The 26,324-nt window shown below is 53.3% G+C and carries 31 protein-coding genes and 1 riboswitch; of the genes, 1 reads left to right on the forward strand and 30 read right to left on the reverse strand.

Going from position 1 to position 26,324, the window contains the following annotated elements; all coding sequences use genetic code 11:
- Nucleotides 1–15 precede the first annotated feature (15 nt).
- Nucleotides 16–1,365: a tRNA (N6-isopentenyl adenosine(37)-C2)-methylthiotransferase MiaB gene (gene miaB / locus T320_RS10370; protein ID WP_037355548.1), complete on the reverse strand. Its 1,350-nt coding sequence runs from the start codon at nt 1,363–1,365 to the stop codon at nt 16–18.
- A 150-nt stretch (nt 1,366–1,515) separates the two neighbouring features.
- Here miaB and T320_RS10375 point away from each other — a divergent pair, with 150 nt between their 5' ends.
- Entirely contained in the window at nt 1,516–3,276 is a 1,761-nt protein-coding gene (locus T320_RS10375) for an Rqc2 family fibronectin-binding protein (protein ID WP_037355549.1), read from the forward strand.
- Nucleotides 3,277–3,457: 181 nt separating this feature from the next.
- On the opposite strand, the gene T320_RS10380 is transcribed toward T320_RS10375, so the two are convergent.
- The 29 genes from T320_RS10380 to T320_RS10525 all read right to left on the reverse strand — a co-directional run bounded on the left by T320_RS10380 (nt 3,458) and on the right by T320_RS10525 (nt 26,314).
- The gene (locus T320_RS10380) at nt 3,458–4,300 is read right to left on the reverse strand and encodes a metal ABC transporter permease (RefSeq protein WP_037356511.1); all 843 of its coding nucleotides are present in this window, start codon (nt 4,298–4,300) and stop codon (nt 3,458–3,460) included.
- Nucleotides 4,300–5,088 (reverse strand): metal ABC transporter ATP-binding protein, encoded by a 789-nt coding sequence (locus tag T320_RS10385; protein WP_026761015.1) that lies wholly within the window; start codon nt 5,086–5,088, stop codon nt 4,300–4,302. The genes T320_RS10380 and T320_RS10385 overlap by 1 nt, the downstream gene beginning before the upstream one ends.
- A 2-nt stretch (nt 5,089–5,090) precedes the next feature.
- Nucleotides 5,091–6,137, reverse strand: a complete 1,047-nt coding sequence (locus T320_RS10390) for a sulfate/molybdate ABC transporter ATP-binding protein (protein ID WP_037355552.1) — start codon at nt 6,135–6,137, stop codon at nt 5,091–5,093.
- On the reverse strand, nt 6,128–6,799 hold the full coding sequence (gene modB, locus T320_RS10395) for a molybdate ABC transporter permease subunit (protein WP_037355554.1): 672 nt from the start codon (nt 6,797–6,799) through the stop codon (nt 6,128–6,130). The genes T320_RS10390 and modB overlap by 10 nt, the downstream gene beginning before the upstream one ends.
- Nucleotides 6,800–7,585 (reverse strand): molybdate ABC transporter substrate-binding protein, encoded by a 786-nt coding sequence (gene modA / locus T320_RS10400; protein ID WP_037355556.1) that lies wholly within the window; start codon nt 7,583–7,585, stop codon nt 6,800–6,802. It lies immediately after the preceding gene.
- Nucleotides 7,581–7,715, reverse strand: a riboswitch (molybdenum cofactor riboswitch). Its footprint overlaps the gene before it by 5 nt.
- A 61-nt stretch (nt 7,716–7,776) precedes the next feature.
- A complete protein-coding gene (sigH, locus tag T320_RS10405; protein ID WP_037355558.1) occupies nt 7,777–8,526 on the reverse strand; it encodes an RNA polymerase sporulation sigma factor SigH in 750 nt (249 codons plus the stop codon).
- A 146-nt stretch (nt 8,527–8,672) separates the two neighbouring features.
- Entirely contained in the window at nt 8,673–9,611 is a 939-nt protein-coding gene (gene rlmB, locus T320_RS10410) for a 23S rRNA (guanosine(2251)-2'-O)-methyltransferase RlmB (protein ID WP_231465888.1), read from the reverse strand.
- Nucleotides 9,612–9,615: 4 nt separating this feature from the next.
- Nucleotides 9,616–10,308 carry an FAD-dependent thymidylate synthase gene (gene thyX, locus T320_RS10415; RefSeq protein ID WP_037355560.1) on the reverse strand — a complete coding sequence of 231 codons (693 nt, stop codon included), beginning with the start codon at nt 10,306–10,308 and terminating at the stop codon, nt 9,616–9,618.
- Nucleotides 10,305–10,796, reverse strand: coding sequence for a Mini-ribonuclease 3 (locus T320_RS10420; protein ID WP_026761022.1), 492 nt, complete (start codon nt 10,794–10,796; stop codon nt 10,305–10,307). Before T320_RS10420 ends, thyX begins: the two co-directional genes overlap by 4 nt.
- The gene (cysS, locus tag T320_RS10425; RefSeq protein WP_026761023.1) at nt 10,793–12,220 is read right to left on the reverse strand and encodes a cysteine--tRNA ligase; all 1,428 of its coding nucleotides are present in this window, start codon (nt 12,218–12,220) and stop codon (nt 10,793–10,795) included. Before cysS ends, T320_RS10420 begins: the two co-directional genes overlap by 4 nt.
- 17 nt (nt 12,221–12,237) lie before the next feature.
- Nucleotides 12,238–12,714 carry a 2-C-methyl-D-erythritol 2,4-cyclodiphosphate synthase gene (gene ispF / locus T320_RS10430; RefSeq protein WP_037355562.1) on the reverse strand — a complete coding sequence of 159 codons (477 nt, stop codon included), beginning with the start codon at nt 12,712–12,714 and terminating at the stop codon, nt 12,238–12,240.
- The gene (gene ispD, locus T320_RS10435) at nt 12,714–13,466 is read right to left on the reverse strand and encodes a 2-C-methyl-D-erythritol 4-phosphate cytidylyltransferase (RefSeq protein WP_037355564.1); all 753 of its coding nucleotides are present in this window, start codon (nt 13,464–13,466) and stop codon (nt 12,714–12,716) included. The genes ispF and ispD overlap by 1 nt, the downstream gene beginning before the upstream one ends.
- A gap of 52 nt (nt 13,467–13,518) precedes the next feature.
- Complete coding sequence (locus T320_RS10440; protein WP_026761026.1) at nt 13,519–14,670, reverse strand: PIN/TRAM domain-containing protein; 1,152 nt, start codon at nt 14,668–14,670, stop codon at nt 13,519–13,521.
- A 154-nt stretch (nt 14,671–14,824) separates the two neighbouring features.
- Complete coding sequence (locus T320_RS10445) at nt 14,825–15,313, reverse strand: CarD family transcriptional regulator (protein WP_026761027.1); 489 nt, start codon at nt 15,311–15,313, stop codon at nt 14,825–14,827.
- Nucleotides 15,314–15,443: 130 nt separating this feature from the next.
- Complete coding sequence (locus T320_RS10450; protein ID WP_026761028.1) at nt 15,444–16,385, reverse strand: hypothetical protein; 942 nt, start codon at nt 16,383–16,385, stop codon at nt 15,444–15,446.
- Between the two features lie 105 nt (nt 16,386–16,490).
- A complete protein-coding gene (sdaAA, locus tag T320_RS10455; RefSeq protein WP_037355566.1) occupies nt 16,491–17,360 on the reverse strand; it encodes an L-serine ammonia-lyase, iron-sulfur-dependent, subunit alpha in 870 nt (289 codons plus the stop codon).
- Nucleotides 17,361–17,381: 21 nt separating this feature from the next.
- Nucleotides 17,382–18,044, reverse strand: a complete 663-nt coding sequence (gene sdaAB / locus T320_RS10460) for an L-serine ammonia-lyase, iron-sulfur-dependent subunit beta (protein WP_037355568.1) — start codon at nt 18,042–18,044, stop codon at nt 17,382–17,384.
- A gap of 57 nt (nt 18,045–18,101) precedes the next feature.
- Complete coding sequence (gene dapA, locus T320_RS10465) at nt 18,102–18,989, reverse strand: 4-hydroxy-tetrahydrodipicolinate synthase (RefSeq protein WP_037355570.1); 888 nt, start codon at nt 18,987–18,989, stop codon at nt 18,102–18,104.
- Between the two features lie 120 nt (nt 18,990–19,109).
- A complete protein-coding gene (gene aroB, locus T320_RS10470) occupies nt 19,110–20,195 on the reverse strand; it encodes a 3-dehydroquinate synthase (protein WP_037355572.1) in 1,086 nt (361 codons plus the stop codon).
- On the reverse strand, nt 20,188–20,718 hold the full coding sequence (locus T320_RS10475) for a shikimate kinase (protein ID WP_037355574.1): 531 nt from the start codon (nt 20,716–20,718) through the stop codon (nt 20,188–20,190). The genes aroB and T320_RS10475 overlap by 8 nt, the downstream gene beginning before the upstream one ends.
- Complete coding sequence (aroC, locus tag T320_RS10480) at nt 20,711–21,880, reverse strand: chorismate synthase (protein WP_037355576.1); 1,170 nt, start codon at nt 21,878–21,880, stop codon at nt 20,711–20,713. Before aroC ends, T320_RS10475 begins: the two co-directional genes overlap by 8 nt.
- 91 nt (nt 21,881–21,971) lie before the next feature.
- Nucleotides 21,972–22,541, reverse strand: coding sequence for a type IV pilus inner membrane component PilO (locus tag T320_RS14060; protein WP_051608725.1), 570 nt, complete (start codon nt 22,539–22,541; stop codon nt 21,972–21,974).
- Nucleotides 22,504–23,673, reverse strand: coding sequence for a PilN domain-containing protein (locus T320_RS10495; protein WP_156032810.1), 1,170 nt, complete (start codon nt 23,671–23,673; stop codon nt 22,504–22,506). Before T320_RS10495 ends, T320_RS14060 begins: the two co-directional genes overlap by 38 nt.
- Complete coding sequence (locus tag T320_RS10500) at nt 23,636–24,100, reverse strand: hypothetical protein (protein WP_156032812.1); 465 nt, start codon at nt 24,098–24,100, stop codon at nt 23,636–23,638. The genes T320_RS10495 and T320_RS10500 overlap by 38 nt, the downstream gene beginning before the upstream one ends.
- Nucleotides 24,057–24,632 (reverse strand): hypothetical protein, encoded by a 576-nt coding sequence (locus T320_RS10505; RefSeq protein ID WP_037355586.1) that lies wholly within the window; start codon nt 24,630–24,632, stop codon nt 24,057–24,059. Before T320_RS10505 ends, T320_RS10500 begins: the two co-directional genes overlap by 44 nt.
- Nucleotides 24,583–24,969 (reverse strand): hypothetical protein, encoded by a 387-nt coding sequence (locus T320_RS10510; RefSeq protein WP_037355588.1) that lies wholly within the window; start codon nt 24,967–24,969, stop codon nt 24,583–24,585. Before T320_RS10510 ends, T320_RS10505 begins: the two co-directional genes overlap by 50 nt.
- Nucleotides 24,956–25,477 (reverse strand): hypothetical protein, encoded by a 522-nt coding sequence (locus tag T320_RS10515; RefSeq protein ID WP_037355590.1) that lies wholly within the window; start codon nt 25,475–25,477, stop codon nt 24,956–24,958. The genes T320_RS10510 and T320_RS10515 overlap by 14 nt, the downstream gene beginning before the upstream one ends.
- Nucleotides 25,471–25,923, reverse strand: coding sequence for a prepilin peptidase (locus T320_RS10520; protein ID WP_051608726.1), 453 nt, complete (start codon nt 25,921–25,923; stop codon nt 25,471–25,473). Before T320_RS10520 ends, T320_RS10515 begins: the two co-directional genes overlap by 7 nt.
- Nucleotides 25,913–26,314, reverse strand: coding sequence for a type II secretion system protein (locus tag T320_RS10525; protein WP_037355594.1), 402 nt, complete (start codon nt 26,312–26,314; stop codon nt 25,913–25,915). Before T320_RS10525 ends, T320_RS10520 begins: the two co-directional genes overlap by 11 nt.
- Between the last annotated feature and the right edge of the window lie 10 nt (nt 26,315–26,324).

The following is a 26,324-nucleotide window of genomic DNA, read 5'->3' on the forward strand; positions in this document are numbered from 1 at the left end:
CTCTCCTAATCTATATTACACACGAATACCTTTTAACACCCAGGTCTGCGGGTGCGTAATCTTCACATTGATAAAATCACCGGGCTGCTCATCCTGATGATTGAAAAGCACGATTTTATTCGTTCGCGTATGGCCTGTCCAGACGGAATCATCATTCTTGCTGGGGCCTTCGACCATAACTTCCATAACCGAATCGAGTAACGCCTGATTCTTCTCAAGGCTAATCTGATTCTGCACGGCCATCAAGGCGTTGAGCCGTTCCTTCTTCACGGCATCGTCCACCTGATTGTCCATCGTGGCCGCAGGCGTACCGCTGCGCTTAGAGTAGATAAAGGTATAGGCTGAATCATAGCGGATTTCCTTTAAGAAATCCAGCATTTGCGCAAAATCGTCTTCCGTTTCGCCAGGGAAGCCCACAATAAGGTCCGTGGTCAGGGATGCCTGCGGCAGACGGGCGCGGATTTTGCGCACGAGTTCCTTATAGCTTTCCACCGTATAAACGCGGTTCATGGCCTTCAAGAGATGGTTGCTGCCATACTGCACCGGCAGATGAATATGCTCGCAGAGGTGTTCGCCCGTGGCAATGGCCTCAATCACTTCGTCGCTCAAATCCTTGGGATGGGAGGTCATAAAGCGCACCCGCTTAATGCCTTCCACCTTGTCCACCATCTTTAAGAGTTCGGCGAAGGTCGCAAGCTTATGGTCCTTGCCATAGGAGTTGACGTTCTGGCCTAACAGGGTGACTTCCTTATAGCCCTGCGCCACAGCCTGCTCGACTTCCTTCACCACATCTTCGGGGCGGCGGCTGCGCTCACGGCCGCGCACATAGGGCACAATGCAGTAGGTGCAGAAGTTGTTGCAGCCATACATAATGGGAATCCAGGCCGAGAGCTTGCCATCACGGGCCACACGATGGTCCTCGGCGATAGCCGGTGCCGTCTTGGCATCCAGTTCCGTATTGACCACATGACCGTGTTCGCGTTCGATTTCCTGCACAACCGCGTTGAGTTCATGCACCTTACCCGTACCGAGCACGAAGTCGATATGCGGCGCCCGCTTGATGAGCTTGTCGCTCTCCTTCTGGGCCATGCAGCCGGTGATGCCGAAAATCAGCTGCGGATTCTTGCGCTTGATGTTCTTGATTTCACCGATTTTACCATAGACCTTATCCTCGGCCGTTTCGCGTACGGCGCAGGTATTGATGATGAGAAGGTCCGCATCTTCCATCGGCGCATCATCGGCGAGGCGCTCATAGCCGATATCGGCCAGCTGCCCTGCCATGCGCTCCGCATCGGCCACATTCATCTGGCAGCCATAAACCAAAAATTTGACATAGCGCTGGGCTTTGCCATTTATTATCTTCATACTTCTATGTTCATTCCTTTTGCAAAATATAACTCGATATATTATTGTAGCAAAAGCAGGTCAATTTGTCCATGGAGGATTTGACCCCCTATTTCCGCAATGCTATAATAGATTTTATTCTATTCTTGCAAATTTTAAGGAGCTATAACTATGAGTCTTGACGGCTTTTCCATGCGCCCTTTGGTTCAGGAGCTCAACAACGCCCTGGCCGGCGGCCGCATTGACAAGATAACCCAGCCCAACAAGCAGTCCATCGTGCTGTCCATCCGTCAGCCTGGACATAATCAGCAGCTGCATATCAGCATCAATTCCCAGAATCCTGCCGCCCATCTCATGGCTAAGACTTTGGAAAATCCGCCGGAACCGCCGGTATTCTGCATGGTGCTCAGGAAACAGCTCGAAACGGGCCGCATTGCCGGTTTCCGCCAGCACGGCCTCGACCGCATTATTCTGATGGATGTGGACTCCATCGCCGCCGGTGGACGGATTGTCACCAAGACACTGGTCATGGAGCTTATGGGCAAGTACAGCAACATCATCCTCGTTCAGGATGGCACCATCATCGACGCCCTGCGCAAAATCGGCACCAACAGCAGCCGGGTGCGCACGGTGCTGCCCGGTGATAATTATGAACTCCCGCCGGGACAGGACAAGCTGGACTTATTCACGAGCCCCCTGCCGGAAGTTATGGAGCGCATCCGCAACACCGACAGCGAGGAACGGCTCGACAAGGCCATCTTGGGCGCCTGCATGGGCTTTGGCCCGGTTTCAGCCAAGGAAACCTGCTTCGGTGCAGGCCTTGCCCCGAGCACCCGCCTGCACGAGCTCGAAGATGTGGACTATGACGCCCTGTCTGCAGCTTTAGCCGAAATCCGGGATGCCGCCCAGGAGGAACATCCCCAGCCCGTCATCCTGATGGACCAAAACCAGAAAATCCTTGCCATGGCCTCCTTCCCCCTGCACTATCTGCCGCAGGCCGTCACATTGGAATTTCCCACCGTCAGCGCCATGCTCGAAAAGGCCAGTGCCCTCTCTGGCAGCTATGTCCTGCCAGACAAGGACCGCTTCAAGAAACTCGTGAAAAACGAACTGCACCGGGCCGAAAACAAACTGGTAAAACTGGATGAGGAAATCGCCGCCGCCGAAAATGCCGAGGAATACAAAATCCGCGGCGATAACCTCATGACCTATCAGTATCAGTACAACGACCACGAGGATGCCGCCATCACGGTAACCAACATTTACAGCGAAACCGGTGAGGAAATCACCATTCCGCTCGACCAGCGCTTCACCATCATTCAGAACATGCAGCTCTGCTACAAGAAGTACGATAAGCTCAAGCGGGCGCAGGAACTCTTGCAGGTACAGCGTCAGGAATGTGAGGCGGCCATCGCCTATCTCGAAAGCATTGAAGCATCGCTTTTGGCCTCCTCCAGCCTTGGAGAAATCGCCGAAATCCATAACGAGCTCGTGGAAGGCGGCTACCTGCGGGAGAAGCTCAAGCGCAAGAACAACGACAAACCCTCCCATCCTTTCCGCTTCACGGCGCCCGACGGCACGCAGATTCTCGTGGGCAAGAACAACTACCAGAACGACAAGCTCACCTGCAAGACCGCCAGCTTTAACGACACCTGGTTCCATACGCAGAACATTCCCGGCTCCCATGTCATCCTGCGCAATGGCGGCGAAGAAATCAGCGAAGAAACCCTGCTGCTCACCGCCCAGATAGCGGCGCATTTCAGCAAGGCCCAGGGTTCGTCCAAGGTTCCCGTGGACTACACGGAAATCCGCTACGTGAAAAAGCCCTCCGGCAGCAAGCCCGGCTTCGTCATCTTCACCAATCAAAAAACCCTGTACATCACACCGGACGAGCAGGAGCTGGCGCCGATTTTAGCACAGGATTCTCAATAATCTCTAATAAAATGTCCCCGGAAAAAAGGATTTTTCCGGGGACATCGCGAATAATACATCTTAGGTTACCAATCAATGTGCGCTTAAGGAACTTCCCCTTTATGCAGTTAGTTCCCCAAAGCGCAAGGCGTTCCCCTTCTGCAAGCGATGTGGCATTTGCCACATCGCCTTTTTTATGCTCTTAGCGGGCAAAGCGGGACTTTAAGAGCAGGGTCACAAAGAAAATCAGCGCGGACAGCACCACGATGGTAGCACCGGCAGCCATATTGCAGTAGTAGGCCAGCAGCAGGCCGCTGATGCCGGCCGTCAGGGCAATGGCCACCGACAGAAGCTGATAGCTTTTCACCGTATTGGTCACATTGCGGGCCGCTGCCGCGGGCAAGACCAGCAGGGCATTGATAATCAGAATGCCCACCCACTGGATGCTCACGGAAACCACCACGGCCAGCAGTGCCGCAAAGAGGCTCTCGACCCAGAAGGTGCTGATGCCCCGGCTGCGGGCAAAAGCAGAGTTAATGGAGAGCACCAGCAGACGGTTAAAGAGTACCGCCCAGCCAAGGAGCACGACGACCACCACCACGAGCAGCCCCTGCAAATCCTCCACGGTGATGCTCAGCACATCGCCAATCAGAAAGGACGAAAACTTATTAAAGCCCCCGCCGCGACTCATAATCATAAGGCCCAAGGCAATGGCCGTAGACGAAAAGACGCCGATAATCGTATCCGTGGAAGCTGTGCTCTTGTTCTTGATATAGGTGATGAACACCGCAAAGGCCACAGAAAAAATAATCAGAGAAAACAGCGGCGACACCGAACCGAGCAGCACGCCGATGGCAATACCGGTAAAGGCACCATGGCCCAAGGAATCGGAAAAGAAGGCCATGCGGTTTGAAACCACCATGGTACTCAACAGGCCAAAGAGCGGCGTAATGCACAAAATGGCCAGAAAGGCATGCTTCATAAAGGTATAGGCCGCCCAATCAAAGGGCAAGAGCGTATCCATCAGACTGTAAATCATTTCCATCATTTATCCGCCTCCTGGTTAAAACCTGCCAGCAGGCCAAAAATCTGCCGCGTCCGCGCATCGGCAAATACTTCCTCCGGCGTGCCGCTGTTGACGATACCCTTATTCAGCAGCACGACCTGGTCGGCGTGTTTTGCCACCATATTGAGGTCATGGGAGATGAGTAGGATGGCCATGTCCTCCTGCTCCCGCAGTTCCGCCAGTATCTCATAGAAAAGTTCCAGACCATTCTGGTCCACGCCGGACACCGGCTCATCAAGCAGCAGCAAATCCGGCAATGGGTCGAGGGCCAAAGCCAGCAGCACCCGCTGCAATTCCCCGCCGGACAGGGCACCTAAGCGCCGGTCAATCAGATGTTCCGCCCGGACCCGCGCCAGATTTTTGAGCACCCGAGGGCGCAGTTTCCGACCGGAGGTCAGCCATACGGGCTTATCCGTCAGACAGGCCAGAAAGATATCCATGACGCTGATGGGGGCGCTCACATCAAAATTCAGATACTGGGGCACATAACCGATAATCGGCTGCCCTGTGCGCCGCCCGTCAGCCGCCGCATAATGGAGATTTCCCTTATGGGGAATTTCTCCTAAGATGGCCTTGAGCAGGGTGCTCTTGCCGGCACCGTTAGGGCCAATCAAAGCCGTCAGCTGGCCGCAATGCAGATGCAGATTCACATCCTCAAAAATGGTCAGGCTGCCCACCTTGACACTGAAATTTTCGATTTTCGTGCAGCAAAGCTTGGCGCAGTCGCTGCATGAACTTGCTTTATGGTGCATGATATTTCGAAACACTTTTATCGCTCCATTAACATAATCTTCTCCGGCGGGAAATAGAGATAGAGTACCGCCGGTTCCTTAAGACGGCGCCATTCCTCTTTGGAAAGCTCCCATCGCAAAGGACGCGCCTCTGTTCCCTGACGCCGCAGCATCACAAGATAGGAAAACACATCTTCGACCACATTGACCACATCCATCGCAAAGGTATTTTCCTGCATCTTCGGCTTAACTTCCATAAAATGGGCCCGGATTGCGGCATAATGGACATTTTCCGGCACCTGACCTGCCACCTGCAGTTCCAGCTGCCAGTCCTCTGCATAAATCATGTCCGCTGCCAGCCTGCGCGCTGCCGATACATTCTTGCAGCCCGTAAGGAGAGTTGCCGCTAAAGTGTCCGGACTTTGGAACAACCCCTGCTTGGTATGCACCGCCTCCATCTTTCCCTGATTGATGACGGCAATTCTATGGGCCAGACGGTAGACCTCTCCGCGGTCATGGGACACCAATAGTGCCGCGCCATGGTAGTCCTGCAGTACAGCCGTCAATTCCATTTCCAGCTGCCATTTCAGATAGCTATCCAGCGCCGAAAAGGGCTCATCGAGCAGCAACAGTTCGTTATCCGCCGCCAGAATTCTGGCCAGAGCTGCCCGCTGCTGCTGGCCCCCGGAAAGCTCATGGGGATAAGCTCCCGCGAGGCCCTCCAGCTTAAACCGGGCCAGATTCTCTGCCGTCCTGCGCTGTTTTTCCGCACGGCTGCCGCCAGCTACAAAGGCGATATTTTCCGCCACGGTCATGTTGGGAAAGAGCGCATAATTCTGAAAGAGATAGCCCACCTTACGCTGCTGTGGTTTTAAGTTTATGCCCGCTTCGCTGTCGTAGAGTACGCGGCCGTTGAGCACAATCCTGCCCTTGTCCGGTTTTTCCAAGCCCGCAATACATTTCAGCGTCATGCTCTTGCCGCAGCCCGAAGCCCCCAACAGGGCGAACACCTCATCACGCAGGGAAAAATCGGCCTGCAGGGTGAAATTGCGCAGCTGCTTTTCGATATTTACCATCAGCTCCATAAGGCCCCTCCCTTCGTCTGCCGAGCCAGCCACCAGTTCAGCAGCAGGACGAAGAACAGCGAAAAGGCCACGATAATCATAGCCCACTGTCCGGCCAAATCGTAATCATTGGCCTGCACAGCAGCGTAGATGGCCGTGCTCATGGTCTGGGTTACGCCGGGAATATTGCCGGCGAACATAATGGTGGCCCCAAATTCCCCTAAAGCGCGGGTAAAGGATAGTACCAGCCCGGCCAGAATTCCGCCCCGGGCATTGGGCAGCAGAATATGCCAGAAGATGCGCCAGTCAGACACGCCAAGCGTGCGGGCCGCACTGATGATATTGGGGTCGAGCTGTTCAAACGCACCTCTGGCCGTGCGGTACATCAGCGGCAAAGACACCACAATGGCCGCGATAACCGCTGCCTTCCAGGTAAAGACCAGATTGATATCGAACTGCAATAAAAATTTTCCTATGACACTGCGTTTGCCTAACAGCAGCAGCAGGAAAAAGCCTACCACGGTAGGTGGCAGCACCATAGGCAACGTAATAACGGCATCAGCCAGCCCCTGAAAGCGGCGCATACGCACCACCAGCAGGGCCAGACCAATGCCGAGAAAGAACGTTGCCACCGTTGCCGTCCCTGCCGTCTGCAAGGTGATAATCAGCGGTGACCATTCCATTTATTTTACCTCAAAACCATATTTTGCAAATAACTTCTTATTATCATCATTGCCCACAAAGTTCAAAAAATCTTTGGCTGCCTCCGGATGCTTGCTGTCCTTCAACATGGCGGCCGGATAAACAATGGGCTTATGACTGCCTGCCGGGGCTTTCGCTGCCACCCTGACTTTTTTCGACACTGCTGCATCCGTAGCATAGACCACGCCGCAGTCCGCATCACCGGTCTCCACCCAGGAAAGCACCTGGCGCACATCGGAACCATAGACGGCCTTAGCCTTTATCGGTTCAAGAATGCCCAGTGACGTAAATACTTCCTCCGCATACTGCCCCACTGGCACGCCCTTGGGTTCTCCCAAGGCAATATGCTGAATATCCGCCCGGGTCAGCTCCTTAAAATCCTGCAAGTTTTTGCCGCCCTCTGCGGGCACAATCAGCACCACTTCATTGATGAGCAAATCCCTGCGGGTTCCCTCGGCTAGCAGCCCATCCTTTTCCAAAGCATTCATCTGCTTCTGGGCCGCCGAGAAGAATAAATCCGTCTGACCGCCGTTCTGGATGGCCTGTTGCAGGGCACCGGAACTGCCAAAGTTAAAGACCACTTTGACTTGAGGATGTTCCTTTTCGTATGCAGCCGCTATCTCCTGCATCACATCGGTAAGACTGGCTGCCGCTGCCACATGCAGCTCCACAGTCCTGTCTTTCTGCTCCGGCCGGCCCTGCTCACTACCGCAGCCCACAATTAGCAGGGATAGTGCTGCCACTATCCAGACCAAAACTTTTTTCATTTGTCTTCAGCTCCTTTTCAAATGAGGAAGGTGCGGCAATTTCTCGCCGCGCCCTGAGAACGCGCTGCGTTCTGGCGCAATATCATAGCCCGATGGCCTTAGATATTTTTGCTCGGAAACTACAGACATTATAGCAGAAAAAAATTGACAGGTCAAAATTGACCTGTCAATTCTTATTACTTATGATGATTTCAGCGCAGATAATCGTCTTCGTCCACGCCCCGCAAGCGGCGGTTAATGGAACTCAATCCACGGTAGATGGTGGTAACATCGAGCTCATCGCCCCGTTTTTCCATGTACTTCTCCAGCTTGCGCTTCACACGCTGCAAAGCGTTGTCGATGGATTTTACATGGCGGTGCAAGTCCTCAGCAATCTCCTGATAGCTCTTGCCATCCAGATAACTCATAAGCACCTTCCACTCCAAATCGGAGAGGATTTCTTCCATCTTCTTTTCGATATCCACGAATTCTTCCCGGCTGATAACGAGTTCCTCCGGGTCCGTTACCTTCGCCCCCGACAGCACATCCAGCAGGGTTCTGTCCGAATCCTCATCATAGATGGGCTTGTTGAGAGAGATATACGAATTCAGTGGAATATGCTTCTGCCGGGTGGCCGTCTTAATGGCAGTGATAATCTGCCGGGTCACACACAGCTCTGCAAATGCCCGGAAGGACGACAGCTTGTCATTGCGAAAATCCCGAATCGCTTTGTAAAAGCCAATCATGCCCTCCTGAATGATGTCCTCACGGTCTGCCCCAATCAAAAAATACGAACGAGCCTTAGCGCGCACGAAATTACGATACTTGTTAATCAAGTAATCGAGTGCCGCCTTGTCATTGTTGTCTTTGATTGCGAGCAGAATATCTTCATCCGTTAGTTTGGCGAATTCACTGTAGATTTCTTCGACGAATAAATCTTCGGTAGTTTGTTCTGCTTCCATCGCACGTTCCCCTTTACTGAAAACTTCCCCAGTTTTCACTTTCTTACAATCCCCTAATACGACTTGATTATAACTCTATTCCCTTGCCAAAGTCAAGAAAGGTTTCGGGACTCAAGTCCCTATAATACATATTCCCCAATATGTATTCAATTTTTCTTGGCTAAACGCTGACGCATGGATTCATACATCAGAATAGAGCCTGCCACCGAAGCATTGAGGGAGTTAATTTTGCCGACCATGGGCATCTTGACGATAAAATCGCACTGTTCCTTGGTAAGGCGGCCCATGCCCTTGCCTTCACTGCCCACCACGAGGACCAGCGGCCCCGTGAGGTCAGCCTCATAATAATTCTGGCTGCCGTCCATGTCGGCACCGGCCACCCAAAAGCCTTTTTCCTTCAACGCTTTCAGCGTTTGGGAGATGTTGCCGATACGGGCCACTGGCACGTATTCCACAGCCCCGGCCGAAGTCTTGGCCACCGTGGCCGTAAGTGGCACACTGCGGCGTTTGGGAATCAGCACGCCATGGACGCCTGTTGCGTCAGCTGTACGCAGCAGGGCGCCGAGATTATGCGGGTCTTCGAGTTCATCGAGCAAGAGCAGGAACGGCGGCTCCCCGGCAGCCTCTGCCTTGGCTAAGATATCTTCAAGTTCGGCATAGGCCACAGGTGCTACATAGGCCAGTACGCCCTGGTGGCGCAGACCTCCGGCAATGGATTCAATCTTGCTGCGTTCCACAAACTGCAGAATGATGCCGCGTTCCTTGGCCAGAGCTGTGATTTCACTGACCTGACCTTCGCGGTCGCCGTCAGCCAGCAGAATCTTGTTGATGCCACGGCCAGCACGCAGGGCTTCGGTCACGGCATTGCGGCCAATCAGCACATCTTCGGGCAGTTCCCGCTGGTTTTGGCCGTCCTGATTTTTGCGGGCTTCCTGGGCCAGTACCTGACTGGTCAATTTTTGACGGGTCAAATTTTCCCGATTTGCCCGCTCTGTGTAAGCATTTTTCCGGGTTCCTTCGCGCCCCGTTTTCTTATTGTCGCGTTTTTTATTGCGTGTTACATCTTTTTTGTTATCGTTTCTCATTGTTTTATTCTTTCTCCCGCAGTTTCAGCATTTCACTGAGCTTGCCGCAGGTCATGGCCCCTTCCGGGCAGCGGCCGGTGTTGACGCAGCTGGCCCCGGCATTGAAGAACAGGGTCGGTGCCACCTTCTTGGCTTCAGCCAGCATCTTATAGGCCATATCGCGGATTTCCCACTGGGCCCGGTTACAGCAGCGCAGATTGAAGAAGTGCATAAGACTGCGGGCATTCATGGTCACGAGAATCTTCGTCTCCGTGGCATTGGCCAGCACATAGCGGGCATCTTCCTTGGGCACGCCCATTTCCGTCAGTTCGTCATAGGTCTTACGGATTTCTTCGAGCAATGCTTCATATTTAGCCAAAGCTTCCGGCTTTTCCGCAATGGAGGGCGGCGTGATGTACTGGAAGCCATGCGCAGCCACATAGCGCTGGGACTGCTGGTCATAGGAAGCGATGCGGTGACGCACGAGCTGATGGGTCAGCACACGGCTCACACCTTCAATGCCGAAGGTGAAGCTGGCGTGTTCGAGGGTGGAGCCATGGCCCAAAGCCACCATGCGGCGCACCATTTCCTTAACCTTCTCATCGCTTAACTTCTCCGCCAGTTCCTCTGCACCGCTGGCGGAATAACAGAGGCGGGCAGCCATAGCCACCGCCCGCTCCGGCTCCGGCGTATAATTTAAGAGTTTTACTTTAATCATGATTTCTTCTCCCGAATTTCCTTCATCATAGCCTGGGATATAATCTGGAAAGACATTTCCGCAATCTCATAGAGCCGTTCATTCTGCTCAGAAAGATAGAGACTGCCCAGCAGGGCCTCAAAACCGGTACTGGCATGGTACTCAGCAACCGAGGCACTGCGCGGAGCATGGCTCTTGGCATTGCGGCCCCGGCGGTAAATGGCCTTCTCCTCCTCCGTCAGCTTGTCCTCGATGCCCTGATAGGCTTTGGCCTGCCAGACCGCCGAAACCATCTGGGCGCTGAAGGAGTGCAGGGCCTGTACCTTGGCCTGCTCGTAGGACAGCAGGCGGGTACGCATATAGAGATGGAAGTAAGCATCCCCCACATAGGCCAGCACCAACGGGTGAAGCTGCTTTACATCCACATCTTTGTAACGCTGGAGTATGCCCCCGTCGCCGTCCGGCTGGAACATCATTTCCACCAGCATCTTAAAATGGTCAAACTTCATGCCTTTTTCCACCGTACTCCATTGGGGGTATCTTCGAGGATTACCCCAGCTTCTTTGAGCTCATCGCGAATCTTGTCCGCCAAAGCCCAGTTCTTTTCCTTGCGGGCATCCTGACGGATGTTGATGATTAAGTCCATGAGCTTATTTGCCAATTCATCATCAGCGGCTTCATCCTGCTCGAAGATGCCGATAATGCCCGTCATAAGCTTGTAGCTTTCTGCCACCTTGGCAAAGTTTTCGCTGTCGAAAGCTATGCCCTTGTTCATGACATCCTGATAGTAGATGTTGATATCCTTGGACAGGGCAAAAATCTGGCTGATGGCCAGTGCCGTGTTGAAGTCATCATCCATGGCCTCATGGAATTCCTTGACGTAACCGGCAGCCTTTTCAGCCAAATCCTTAGCCGTATCGCTAGAACCGGTCTTGGCCAGCAGTTCGTCCATAAAGCCCTTGGACTGCGCCAGACGATTGAGGCTGGTCTGTGCTTCCTTGAGGCGCTCGTCGCTGAAATCCAGCGGGCTTCTGTAATGGGTCTGCAGGATGAAGAAACGCACGACTTCACCCGGATATTCAGCGAGGATATCCTTGACCGTAAAGAAATTGTTCTTGGACTTGGACATCTTCTCGTTGTGAATCGTGATAAAGCCGTTATGGAGCCAATACTGGGCAAAACTGTGTTCATCCCCAATGCAGGCCTGACTCTGGGCAATCTCATTTTCATGGTGCGGGAAGATAAGGTCACTGCCGCCGCCATGGAAGTCAAATTTCTCACCGAGATATTTCAACGACATCGTGGAACACTCGATATGCCAGCCCGGACGGCCTTTGCCCCAGGGACTGTCCCAGCTCGGTTCGCCGGGCTTGGCTGCCTTCCAGAGGGCGAAGTCCATGGGATGTTCCTTGCGTTCATCCACATCAATACGGGCACCGGCCTGCATGTCTTCGAGTTTGCGGCCGCTCAATTTGCCATAGCCGGCAAATTTTTCCACGCGGTAGAACACGTCACCATTGTCCACAGCATAGGCATAACCCTTGTCCACGAGTTTCTGCACCATGGCGATGATGTCGGGAATGGTTTCGCTGACGCGCGGATAAATATCCGCACGCTTGACATTAAGCGCATCCATAGCCTTGAAATAGGCGTCAATATAACGGCCGGAAATGTCGCTCCACTTCACGCCTTCTTCATTGGCCGTGCGGATAATCTTATCATCCACATCCGTGAAGTTCTGGATATAGCGCACCTTATAGCCTTTATGGGCCAGATAGCGGCGAATCACGTCCCAGGTCACAAAGGGACGGGCATTGCCGATATGGGGATGGTTATAGGGCGTAACGCCGCAGCAGTAAATGCTGGCCTCCCCCTCTTTCAAGGGTTTGAACTCTTCCTTACTGCGGCTCATGGTATTGTAAACTTTTAACATTGAGATTCTCCTTTAGTTCAGGCCTTTTCGATACCTGCCACCGCATAGGCGGAGATACCTTCCTCACTGCCGGTAAAGCCCAGCTTTTCCTCAGTGGTAGCCTTCACGTTCACCTGGTCTAATTCAATCCCCAGCACACGGGCGATATTCTCGTTCATCTGGGGGATAAAATCCTTCATCTTGGGCTTCTGGGCTACAATCGTAGCATCCACATTGCCGGTGACATAACCTTTTTCCTTGATGAGCTCTGCCACATGGGCCAGAAGCTTCATGCTGTCAGCCCCCTTGAATTTAGGGTCCGTATCGGGGAAATGACGGCCAATATCACCTAAAGCCGCCGCCCCGAGCAGGGCATCTGCCACCGCATGGAGCAGTACATCTGCATCGGAATGGCCCAGCAGGCCCAATGTATGGGGAATTTCCACCCCGCCGATAATGAGCTTACGGCCTTCCACCAGACGGTGAACATCGTAGCCCATACCAAATCTAGTCATTATTCTGCCTCCTTTAGCCAAGCCTCACGGGCAGTCTTAGCCGCCGCCTGCAGGCTGCGGGCCTCGTCCTCTGCCGTACACTTCAGGAACGCTTCTGCCACCAGCAAATCCTCCGGGGTGGTCACTTTGATGTTGCGGTAATCGCTCTGCACCACCGCCACAGGAGCACCGATACGCTCCACGAGGCTCGCGTCATCCGTCCCCAAGAAGTTATCGGCCACAGCCGCTTCGTTGGCCTTTATCAGAATGTCCTTGCGGAACCCCTGCGGCGTCTGCACTTCCCAAAGGGCGCTGCGCGGCGGTGTATCCACTACGAGACCTTCCGCATCCACCACCTTGATGGTGTTCTTCGCCGGCACCGCGGCAATGGCCCCGCCCTTAGAACGGGCCGTATCAATCACCGCCTGAATGGTCATGACGGTCACCATCGGCCGGGCCGCATCATGCACCAGTACCACATCAGCGGACGCTGCAACCTGCTGCAGGCCGTTGTAGATGGAATACTGCCGTTCACTGCCGCCAGCCACTACCTGAAAAGGCTTTAAGCCGCTGACCTTTTGCAGTTGCCCTTCCACTGCCGTGACTTCATCAGCAGCCACCACGACGATAAGCTCGCCCACTTCTTCCACTGCGGAAAAAGTCTTTAAGGTGCGCACTAAGATAGGCTCTCCCCCCAAGGTCAAGAGCACTTTATTTATACCAGCCTGCATTCGTTTTCCCTGCCCGGCGGCGGGGAAAATAACACTGACCATGCAATCACTCCTAAGAAATTAAGCCTTCCCTCCGAGGGGAAGGCTCTGTTCATTAATTTTTCGGCTTGGCAAAAATCATTCTGCCCGCCGCCGTCTGCAGGGCAGAGGTCACTTCCACTTCGATGTTTTCGCCCATATAGCGATTGCCGTTTTCCACGACAATCATGGTGCCATCTTCGAGATAGGCAACCCCCTGGCCTGCCTCCTTGCCGGATTTCACGATGCTTACCTGCATATTCTCACCCGGAATAACCACAGGCTTCACCGCATTGGACAGGGCGTTGATATTGAGTACCTCCACGCCTCTGAGCTGAGCCACTTTGTTGAGGTTGAAATCATTGGTGATGATTTTGCCCCCGACCTGCTGGGCCAGCTGCACCAGTTTGGAATCCACTTCGGGAATATCCTCGAAATCTTCCTCGGTGATTTTTACCTTCATACGGCTTTCCTGACGGATTTTCTGCAGGATATCCAGCCCGCGCCGTCCGCGTACCCGCTTCAAGGCATCTGCCGAATCGGCAATATGCTGCAATTCCTCCAGCACAAAAACCGGAATCAACAGCGTGCCTTCCAAAAAGCCCGTTTCACAGATGTCAGCAATGCGGCCATCGATAATCACGCTGGTATCCAGCAGCTTATAGCTGGGCTGTTCGTTTTTTTCCACTGCCGGCGCCTTTGGCGCTGCTGCCTGCTTAGCTTCCCGGATTTTGACCATTTCCTTCATGAATTTCGGGATAAAGTCAAAAATGCCCACCAGTTCCGAGCGCTTTTTAATCATGATATGAATACCAAGGTAGCCCAGCACAATGCTGAACACAACGGGGATATACTCGCCCACCACGGGAATCTTGGAGAAAGCATAACCCAGCAAATTTGCAATAATGAGTCCGATAAGTAAACCAATAGCACCAGCCACCACATCATGCGTAGGCATTTTGTTGAGCTGGGCCTCCACAAACACGGCAAAACCTTTGAGCTTGCGGATAAAGAAGGGAGATAACAGGAACCCCAGAACGGCACCGGCTCCGGCACCAAAGAGGATGCTCAAAAAACCTGCCAGTGACAGTTTGAAAATCCCCATCTCCGTTTTCAGTATCTCCGTACTGATGAAAGAGGTCAATAGCGGCGTGGCCATATTGAGAAGTGCCCCACCGGCAATGGCCAGCAAAAGGATAATGAAAAAACGTAAAACACGGTCTAACATACATTCACCCCCTTTCTTAATGATATACTTGCATAACTTTAAGTATAGTAAATTTTCCCCGCCTATGTCAACGCTAAAGGGGTCACGAGCACAAAGATTTCCTCGTAAAAAAAGAAGGACAGCCAACGAACATCAGCTATCCGAGAATTTAATTTTAGGAATTATTGGCCGCCAGGATGTCATCCATCCAGACTTCTACTTCCGCCGGACTCTTGTCACAGGCATAAACGAGTTCGCTGACCACTATCTGCCGGGCCAAATCGAGCAGCCTGCGCTCACCTGCTGAAATGCGCCGCTCCCGTTCCTGCACAACCAAGTTGCGCGTCACCGCCGCCGCATCACAGATATCGCCGGACTTCAACCGTTCCAGATTCGTATGATACCGCCGGTTCCAGGTGCCCATCAGCCGCTCAGGCTCGTCCTCAAGCACATCACGCACCTCGTCCACCCGGGCTTCCGGAATCACATCCCGCAGTCCAATATTTTCTGCCTTGTCTGCGGGAATCATCACCTTCATATCCCCCAGCGGCATCTGCAGAACATAATAGGACCTGCCTTCACCTAGTACCTCGCATTTTTCGATACCGGATATTACCCCGGCACCATGCATTGGATAGACCACCTTATCACCAATTTGTAACAAGCACCCACCCCCTAAGCAATAACGAATAATAGGAAGACCGTAGCACACTATTATTATTTTAGCACAAAATAATAATTTTTTCAAAAATTATTACAGGGGTGCTTGACTTGCTGGAAGCACCCCTGTTATCTCATTTCTTCGTCTTCTTGTCTTTGGACTTATCGCCGATGATATCCTTGGAGAGAACAGCTTTCTCTTTCACATCCTTGGGCACCATCAGTTTGGATTTAGCCTTCGGCGTCAGGAATACGGTATACTCTTTCAAATCGCTGTAATAAGCAACGGTCTGCAGAATATCTTCGAGCAGCGGATTACCCTGAACCGCATTGTCTTCGAGAACTGCTTTGGCGGTTTCCTGAACCACACCCGTGAGATTCGTGCTCTCGGTCACAGTCTGCCAGGTGGTCTTGTCCACCGTCCACATGTAGCTGATTTCTGCGCGGCGAATGCCCTTGTCCAGATACTTCATCACATTCTTCTGGAATTCTGCATCATCGGCCGTGCCCTTGTCTGCAGGATTGGCCTTATTATAGGCGGCCACTGCATCTGCTACCTTATTGCTGTCCAATTTCACGAACATGGTGCGCTCGGTGTTGGACTCCCGCACCACCTTCACGTCCTTCACCATGGCAATCGTCTCAGCAATTTCCTTGCTGTTTGGCGTGGCAATCGCATCGGTAAGAACAGCGGCCAGACTCGGTGCCTCAAATTTTTCCCACTTCTTGCCCATCTTGTAATAGATGGTCATATTCTTCTTGTCCTGTTCGATGAAGAAGGGGACCTTTTCCGTCAGGGTGCCGCCATCTGCATCATGGAACAGTACATCAAAAGCACCGGCCATACACCAGCCATTTTTTTGATGCTGCGCCATGACATCGAGCTTGGCCTGCCCGGAAGGCACAAAGAAGCTGATGTTCTCACGCATGATGCGGGTATCCTGCGTGACCGGTTTGGTCAGCGCCTCCCGAAAGGCTGCCATATCATCAGCGGCGGCCGCCGGGGCAAAATAGGAACAGCCACAGACCATGGCGCCTAACAAGGCCCGGGAACCGATTTTGAAGAGTTTGTTCATAATCTTCCCTCTTTCCTTAAACGACTTTCACATTGTCCATGGCTATTTAATTCTACTTTTTTTGCCAAAAACCTTTATATTTTTCTGCAAGCAGCCGGCAAAGGCTTATTTATAGATGCGTTTTTCGATGGCTTGGGCCGTTGCCGTGGTGGCCAGGCCCCCTTCACTCGTCTCGCGCAGGCTCTTGGGCAGTGCCTTGCCGATACGGTTCATGGCATCGATGACCTCATCCACAGGGATGACAGATTCTATCCCTGCCAGCGTCATATCCGCCGCCAGCATGGCTTCAATGGCAGCAAAGCCGTTGCGCTTCACGCAGGGAACTTCCACCAGTCCGGCCACGGGGTCACAGACGAGGCCCAAAAGATTCTTGATGGAAAGCGCCACGGCGTTGCCGATTTGCGCAGGCGTTCCTCCGGCAAGTTCCACCAGAGCACCGGCGGCCATGCCTGCAGCTGTGCCGCATTCTGCCTGACAGCCGCCCGCTGCCCCGGCAATGCTGGCGTTCTGGTCAACCACCATGCCAATGCCTGCCGCAGTGAAAAGCGCCTTGACAATATCTTCATCCGCCAGCTTCCTCTCCATTTTCGCTGCATAGAGCGCCGCCGGCACAATGCCGCAGGAACCTGCCGTCGGACAGGCCACAATCCGGCCCATTACGGCGTTGACCTCACTGATGCCCACAGCGTAGGCAGCAGCTTTGAGCACCTCATTCCCCATATAGCCTTTATCGGCATAATGGTAGAGTTTCTTGGCATCACCGCCCGTAAGACCGCTAAGGGATTTTTCCGTATTGCTGATGCCCCGCTCAATGGAGGCCTGCATGACCTGCCAATTAGCCGCCATCGCCGCAATGATTTCGTCCCTTGTCTTTTGACTGTCATGTATTTCCCGCTGAATCACGATTTCATGAAGGGGACAGTGCTGCTCCTCCGCTCTGTCCACCATTTCCTGTATGGTATTGAAGTTTAACATAGCTTCCTAATCTCCTAAGACTCAAATGGCCGGAATGGCAAAAGCGTATTGCACATTAGCCGCCTGCTGGCATTCGTTGATGACGTCCGGCGTGGGTTCCTCATCCAATTCCATAATCATCATGGCGGTTTCGCCTCGGTTCTGGCGGGACACACGCATAAAGGCGATATTCACGGCCGCATGGGCCAGAATCTGCGTGACCTTGGTAATGACGCCTGGACAGTCATGGTGAATCGTAATCAGCGCCGGATACTGACCGGTCAATTCCACATTATAACCATCGATATTGGAAATCATGATGTTGCCGCCACCTACCGAAGCACCACGAACTCTGGCCATGCGGCCGGACTTGCCCACCAGATAGATGACCGCCGTATTGGGATGGGCTTCCTCCAAATTCACCGTCTGGAAGCTGAATTCCAACCCCGTGCCAGCCGCGATATTCAGTGCATCGCGAATGCGTTCATCCTCCGGGGCAAAGCCTAAGATGCCCGCAATCAGGGCCTTATCCGTACCATGGCCTCGATAGGTGCGGGCAAAGGAGCCATGCAGATTGATTTCCGCCCGCACGGCTTCCTCGCCTAAAATCTTCCGGGCCATTAGCCCCAAGCGCACCGCCCCTGCCGTATGGGAGCTGGAAGGGCCAATCATCACCGGCCCGACGATATCAAATACTCCGTGCATAATGTTTCCTTCCTTACGTGAAAAAAAGCCTTCCCTTCTGGGGAAGGCTTACTGTTTTTACTGAATCAGCCCATGGTTGCGCAGGGCATCTTCCAGCTGTTTTTCGTGCTGGGGTTCCATTTCCGAGAGAGGCATGCGCAGGGGACCGGCATTATAGCCCAACTTGCGCATCGCGACCTTAACAGGAATGGGGTTGACCTCGCAGAACAGTGCGTCGATGAGGTCTGCGTATTCCACCTGCAGCTTTTCTGCTTTCTTGGTGTCACCGTCAAAGAAGGCCTGGCACATATCATGCGTCTGCTGCGGTGCCACATTGGAAAGCACGGAGATTACGCCCTGACCGCCCAGAGAAAGAATCGGCACAATCTGGTCGTCGTTGCCGGAATAAATCACCAGGTCGTCGCCCACAGCGGCGCGCAGGCGCAGAATCTTGGACAGGTCGCCATTGGCTTCCTTCACAGCCACGATGTTGGGATGCTTAGCCAGTTCCACATAGGTAGAAGTAGCAATGGCCACCCCGGTACGGGAAGGTACATCATAGAGGATGATGGGGATATTCACCGCATCGGCAATAGCCGTGTAATGAGCAATCAGCCCCTTCTGGGTGCATTTGTTGTAATACGGCGTTACCACCAGCAGTGCATCCGCGCCCACGCTTTCCGCGTATTTCGAAAGCTCCACTGCGTAGCTGGTTTCGTTGGAGCCAGTACCTGCGATGACAGGAATCCGTCCCTTCACATGGTCTACGGCAAACTTAATGGCAGCACGGTGCTCCTCGTCGCTCATGGTAGCGGATTCACCAGTGGTACCCGTAATGATGATGGCATCCGTATGCTTCTCTATCTGGTCATCAATAATCCGGCCCAGTTCTTCAAAGTTAATACCATCTTCCGTATACGGAGTGATGATTGCTACACCTGCGCCACGAAAAATCGGTTTTTTCATGAAAAAGCCTCCCCTGCGAGTCATATAACCCGTTCATTGCTCATCTACTTTTAACTGTCTTTAATTATCACATTAAACCGTGGTAAAGTCAACGCCCCTGATGCACTTCCTGCAAAATCATCAGGCGCTGACAGCAGCCATAGCCTGCTTCACCACATCGGCCGGCACATCATTGCGGCAGATGACCTGACCGATTTTCTCCATCAGCACCCAGGTCACCTTGCCCCCGACCGTCTTCTTGTCGTGGAAAATATCGCCGTACATGCCATCCACTGTTACACCACCGGCCTGCAAGGGCAGCTTGTAGGCGGCCACGAGCTTCTTGACACGTTCAAAAGCTTCGTCATCAATGAGTCCCAGCTGGCGGCTGATATGGGCAGCGCCAATCATGCCGGTGGCCACAGCTTCGCCATGATTGTAACGCACATATTCCGTCTCCTTCTCAATGGCGTGGCCAATGGTATGTCCGAAGTTCAAAATGCGGCGCAGGCCTGCTTCCTTCTCGTCCTCGCTGACCACGGCCGCCTTGATTTCACAAGAGCGGGCAATCATATGCACCAGAGCTTCCGGTTCCAGGGAGAGTACCTGTTCCTTGTTCTCCTCCAAGAACGCAAAGAAATCCGCATCATAAATGATGCCGTATTTAATGATTTCCCCAAGCCCCGTATAAATTTCCCGCTGGGGCAGCGTCTTCATGCAGTTGAGTTCCATAAAGACCGCCTGCGGCTGGTAGAAGGCACCGATGAGATTCTTGCCCAGCTCGTGGTTCACTGCCACCTTGCCGCCTACGCTGGAATCCACCTGCGCGAGTAAACTTGTCGGCAGTTGTACAAAGGGCACGCCCCGCATGTAGGTAGCCGCCACAAAGCCGGCCAAATCACCGACTACACCGCCGCCTAAAGCAAAGATGGGCGACTTGCGGTCCAGCCCCAATTCAATGGCGCGGGTGAACACCTCATTGGCCACCGTGAGATTTTTGGAGCTTTCCCCGGCAGGAATCTGCACCATGGTCACCGTAAGGCCTGCCTCGCTCAAAAGCTCCTGCACTTTTTTGCCGTAGAGAGGGCCCACATGCGTATCGGTGATGAGCAATGCCTTGGAACTATAACCAGCACTCGTGACAAAATCCTTTATCTCCTGTTCAATGCCGTAACCGATGACGATATCGTAACTCTTTTCTCCTAAATCAACACGCACCTTACGCATGAAGTACACCTCTTGTCTTTAATGTCTTGGCGATGATTTCCACCACCTGCAGGGGAGACAGTTCGCTCGTATCCACAGCAAAATCCGCCTGCTTGTAAAGCTCCGCTCGCTCGGCCAAAAGTTTTTCCACAGCCTGACGGCGGTCGCCCTTATCCTCTTTGTCCAGCACAGGACGAGTGCCGCGGTTCTGCGTCCGTTCCAACACCGTGTCCACATTGGCTTTTAGGCAGACCATGACGCCGCTCTTCTTCAAAGCCTCCACGTTGGCAGGATTCTTCACCGTACCGCCGCCCGTCGAAATCACCGCATTGCGGCGGGCCGCAAGTTTGAGTGCCAGCTCATGCTCCAGCTTGCGGAAATGTTCTTCGCCGAACTTAGCAAAAATCTCGGGGATGCTCATGCCTGCTTCCTCTTCGATTTTCACATCCATATCAATAAAGGCACAGCCAAGCTTCTGGGCCAGCATCTTGCCGGTGCTGGTCTTGCCGGTGCCCATGAAGCCAATCAAAATGACATTACGCATGCGCGCACCAATCCTTTCCAATGCGCTTGTTGTAAGCAGCCATGGCCGCCTTCACATCCGTCAGGGCGTCCCCGCCAAACTTCTCGCAGATAGCCTGCGCCACGACAAAAGCAGTCATGGCTTCCCCGACCACGGAAGCGGCAGACACCGCACAGGTATCGCTGCGCTCCTTGCAGGCCAGCACCGCTTCACGGCTTTCAATGTCAATGGACTTAAGCGGCGTCATCAGCGTGGGAATGGGCTTCATTGCTGCCCGCAGGACGATGTTCTCACCATTGGTCATGCCGCCTTCGAGTCCACCTGCGCGGTTGGTCTTTCTCTGCACGCGGCCATCCGCCAAAAAGATTTCATCATGAATCTGACTGCCCGGAAGAACAGCACATGCAAAACCTGCGCCAATCTCTACACCCTTGATGGCCTGAATGGACATCATCGCCGCAGACAAGCGCGCATCGAGTCTTCTATCCCACTGGATATGACTGCCAAGCCCCACAGGCGCGCCCTGAACGATGACTTCAAAGATGCCACCCAAGGTATCCCCGGCGGCCTTGGCCTCGTCAATGCGGGCCTTCATCTTAGCTTCGGCCTCGCTGTCATAACAGTTGAGCTCCGAGCCCACATCCTCACCGATTTTTGACATGTCAATTTTTGACATGTCAACTGCAACGCCACCGATATTTACCACATGGGATACGACCTTAATGCCCAATTCCTGCAAAAAGGCCTTGCACACAGCGCCTACCGCCACCCGCATGGTGGTTTCCCGGGCACTGGAGCGCTCCAATATATCCCGCACATCCTGACGGTCATATTTCAATATCCCCGTCAAATCCGCATGACCGGGACGGGCCGCCGTCACCTTTTCTCCTTCGGGCTCACCGAAAGCCGCCATGCGGCCATTCCAGTTGGCAAAATCCTTATTGATGACCTGCAGGGTCAGCGGGCCGCCCAGAGTTTCATTAAAACGCATTCCCGAGAGCACTTCCACCTTGTCCGTCTCTATCTTCATGCGGCCGCCCCGGCCATAGCCCTGCTGACGGCGGGCCAGTTCCTTATCGATGTCTTCCTTCTCCAGTTTCAGACCTGCCGGCAGCCCTTCCAAAATCGCTGTCAGCCTTGGCCCATGGGATTCCCCCGCCGTCATAAAACGCAGTTCGCTCATACTATACACCTCATCGTAGCAAAATTTCACATTAATTTACATTTTAATGTATCATTATGTATAATGCAAGTTCTCTGCGCGGTATTTTTGTCTATTCATCGGGTACAGAAAAGATACTAAGTCCCAATTCTGCCGTCAAGGCATCTTCCCTGTCCTTCCCTTGCTTGACCGTAAGGCTGTTTATGACCACCAGACGCTCTCCCTGCTGGAGCCCCTGCAGGAAATGGAGCAGGGAAAAGTAATTGCCTGTCAGTTGTAATTTGACTGGCAGACAATGCCTTCCTTCATCAGCGGCGGCTTTTCCCGGCACCACGGACAGTATTCGCAAATGGCTCCGCACCGCCAGCCTGTCCAGCGCCACCAGAAACTCACCCTGTTCCATACTTCCCGGCAAGGCCATCTTTGCCAGCCTTTCCCGCCTGCCAAGTTCCCTTTGATAATCATGCAAAGGCAAATGGGCATTCTGGAAATTGGCAATCGCCGTCACCGTTTTTTCTGCCTGCGCCCCCTGCTGACGGAAATCTGCCGCCGCCATCTGCAGAGGACGATGCAACACAACATAAAAACAAAGCGGCAAAAGCAGGGTTCCTGCCAGAGCCAAAACGAAAAACCGTTGCCTTGGGCTACCGGGAATTTTCAGTTTTTCCCCGAGCTTTTCCATGTTCATCCGACTCCCCATTTATCCGCAGAGAAAACTGAATCCTGTCTGCTTCCCCAGACTGTCCTTTGGCCAGCGAAGAATTATCGAGGTTCACCGCGGAAAAATAATCCCTGTCTGCCTCCAACCGTCCCATAAAATCCATCAGACAATCATAATTTGCCGCCTGACCTTCCAGCATAATTTCCCCGCCTTCAACAACTGCATTTATCCGGGTAAGACAGACACCATCCCCGATGCTCGTTCCCAAATGCACCAGCAGACTGTAGCCGGATATTCCCTGTTGGCCCAGCTGCTGCCAAAGACCTTCCCGCCGTTCAACAGCGGCACGTTTAGCTGTCAATTCAGCCATCTGCTTACGCTCCTGCTCCATAAGCACCAGTTCCGCCTGTCTTTCTGCCGCAAAACTTTTGGCCTGCTGATACGTAAAAACATCCCAAGCGACAAAGCAGGTACAGATGAGCAGCAATAAGGCCAGCCAGATAGACAACAGCCGCCCATAAGCAAGTTCCGAACCAGTCCGCCCACAAAAGCCCGCCCGTTCCCGCTGTGGATTTTGCAGATAGTTAAGCGGCCCCTGCTGTTCTTCACCACCGGCGGGAATCATATCCACCAGCTTCAGTTCCACTTGGGCAAAAGCCTGTCTCACCGCCTGCAAATAACCCTTGCGCACGGCGGTTATCAGACACTTGCCATCCATTTCCTTGGCTGGCTGGCAAAGACAGGCAAAATCCTCACCGCTAAGCCCTCTGGCCAGCAATTTGTCATCAAGTTCCCAATACGCGGCCTCCCGCTGCTCCTCTCTTGACAAGTCAGGCGGCAGCTGCAGGGCATAGCGGATAAGTTCCGCCTCCGGCACCACATAAACCACAGGCAAATCCTGCCAGCCCTTCTTGGCAATTTCCATAGCCGCTTGACTGGCCAGCTCCAGCAAAGTCCCATCTTCCTGTTCTCCTGCCGCATAGACCGCATCCCCTGACGCTGTACATTCCGCCATTTTTTGCCATGAGCCGCTCTGCCAGATAAAGTACCAGACCTTTGCTGCAGGGCCTTTTGCCACAAACAGATACGCCCGCTCCGTGGTGAAAACAAAATCTCTAAGGTGCCCAGCCCAGCCACTTATACTGCTCTCCATCTTTTTTCAACACCCCTTTGACCAGAAAATGCGGTTCCGTGCGTTTGTCCCATTCAGATTCCCGGCAAAAGGTATACGCCATGATATAATACCTATCCCCCTGCCGTCTGCCATAAATTCGATAGGGCAGGCCATCATAATCGCCCCGCGCAAAAAGGCTGTCCGTCTTTTCCGCCAAAGATGCAAGCGGACTGCTGTCCTGCTTCAGACGAAACACCTGCTGCTCCACCAGACTTTCCCCAGCCAGACGCAGTTCCATTTCCTGATGATAGATGCGGGCACTATCTGCCCCCTGCCGGGAAAAATAAACCAATCCCCGCCCCATAAAGGCCAGCACCAATAATAGGCACAGGGCTGTAAAAGAGGCAAAGCCCTGCTGATTCCTACGGCCTTGGCAGATACACGGCACTTTCCAGAGTATACGCATGCTGTGTCACCTCGCTTCTTCCCCTGATGTGCAGCTTGTAAATTCCTGGACAGCTGCCATCCGCCTCCGCCCAAAGTTCTTCTATGGTCACGCGGGCCAGTGCGTGGTCACCGGTCAGCGGCGCTTCGAGCTGGTCGCCGCGAATCAGCTTTTTGGTTCCGGCCATGGTATGGAGCCCGTACGTTATCACAAACTTTCCATCCGGCCTTTTTTCCTCCTTGCTGGTATGCTTCCCCAAAGGGTCAGCCTTGCTTATGATGGCAAAGCTCTGTTCCTTATGGCCAGTCTGCTCGATAGCTTCTCCGCGCAACGCATCTTCCATAATCTGCGCAAAAGCGCCCTGCACTTCCTGCACGAGTTCCTCATCGGCCAGATTGATGAAATAGCAGCGCATGCACCAGAAGAATAATGTCATTATGCCCATGAGCAGCATCACCAGCAGGGGCAGGGCTATCAGCGTTTCCATGAAGATGAAGCCGCCCTCAGCTGTGCCGCGCCAGATACCGCTTGTAGACCCGCCTGCCTTGACCATGTTCTGCCTCCCAGGAAATTTCCACCGTCATCTGCCATAGTCCGCCCTCAGCCCAAGTCTGTGCTGTGACCTCATAACGGATGCCATTTTGCTGAAGGTCATCTCCATTCCCCAAATAGGTCATGCTCTCCGGCAGGGACCCATTACGCTCCAGCCAGGCCTCGGCATAGGCAAATTCCGCCCGAGCGATAAAATCCGCGCCGCCCTGCGCTGCTGTCGCAGTTTTAACTTCAGCCGCCTTAACATACATCCCTGCCGTCACAGCCATAGCCATGAGCAGAAAACTCAACACCACCGTTTCCCAAAGGAAAAAACCTGCCTGCCTATCGTCTGCCAACCTTACCACGCTCCATTCTGATGCGGCCGCCCTTGCTGACCATAATCTCCCGTCCCTCCTGCGGATAGCCGTCATAATAAATCAATACCGTAATCAGGGCCTTGGGCTTTTCCTTGTCATCAAATTTGATATCGGCCTGCCCCTCCACCAAAGTGCCATTTTCCTTTTCCTTGCTGGCCCTAATCCCCGGCAAATAATAATTGCGCCCGCGAAGAACGCCCGACTCCCCAGCGTAAATGCAGTTATAGCCGGAATACAAGCGCACAAACAAATTATGCTTGTCTGAGGATTGCGCACCATGGTTCCAGGCCGACTCCGCTGTCAGCCGATTCGCATTCCGGCAATAGCGGATATCCGCCAGCAATTTCTCCGCCTCATACTCCACTGCCGCCTGCCGGTAAAACTTAAAGGCCTGCGGTAAAACCTGCGCTGCCAAAATGAGCATAACAGCCAGCGCCAGCATGAGTTCGAGCAGCATGCTCCCCCGTTGGCCATCCTTCCTCACCATAACACCTGCTCCATAAAACTGCGGACACAATCCCCTTCACTCCAGGCCAGCCATGCCCCCATTGCCAGGAAGGGTCCAAAGGGAATGGGCGTAGTGCGTTCCAGCTTGTGACAGAGCAGCATCCCGCTGCCGTACAGCACACCCAGCAGTGACGCAACCAGCAGACAGAGCAGTATATTTTCCCAGCCCAGCCAGAGCCCCAATGCTGCAGTCATTTTGACATCCCCCAGCCCCAAGCCGCCATGGGATGCCCAGCGCAAAATCCACAGCAAGCCGCAACCCAAAGCACTGCCCAGACAGGCATTTTGCCAATTCATTTGACCTTCCAACAGCGAAACCAGACTCAATAACGCCAGCAGCACGACCAGCCAGTCATAAATCAAACCGTAACGGATATCACAGATGGCAATGAGCACGAGCACACAAGCAATCAGTTTAATGGCCATTGCCAAAGTCACCCGCCTTATAGGTGCCGCAAACCGCCCGGGCTCCTTCCAAATTATCCTTGCTGGCAGCCTCTATACTGTAATTGTCAATTTCAAGCGTAATAATCTTGCCATCCTTAAGCCTGCATTTTCCCTTGGGAGGCTTCACGCTGTCGATATCATTGACATAATCGCTTAAATCTTTCAAAGTTGCAGGTGACGTCCCTTTTTCCAGCTGATAGACCGCAATGGCTGCATCAAGTGTGGTCAAATCGCTCTGTACCTTAGCCGTGTTCGCCGTGGCAATAGCTGAATTAAAGCGGGGCACCGCCATGCTGGCCATAATTCCGATCAAACATAGCGCGATGAGCACTCCCAATAAAGAAAAACCTGCCTGACTTGAATTCCGCATACAAATGCCT

Origin of the sequence: Selenomonas sp. FC4001 (assembly GCF_000701565.1) — a bacterium.
In the GTDB taxonomy this organism is placed as follows: domain Bacteria; phylum Bacillota; class Negativicutes; order Selenomonadales; family Selenomonadaceae; genus Selenomonas_A; species Selenomonas_A ruminantium_B.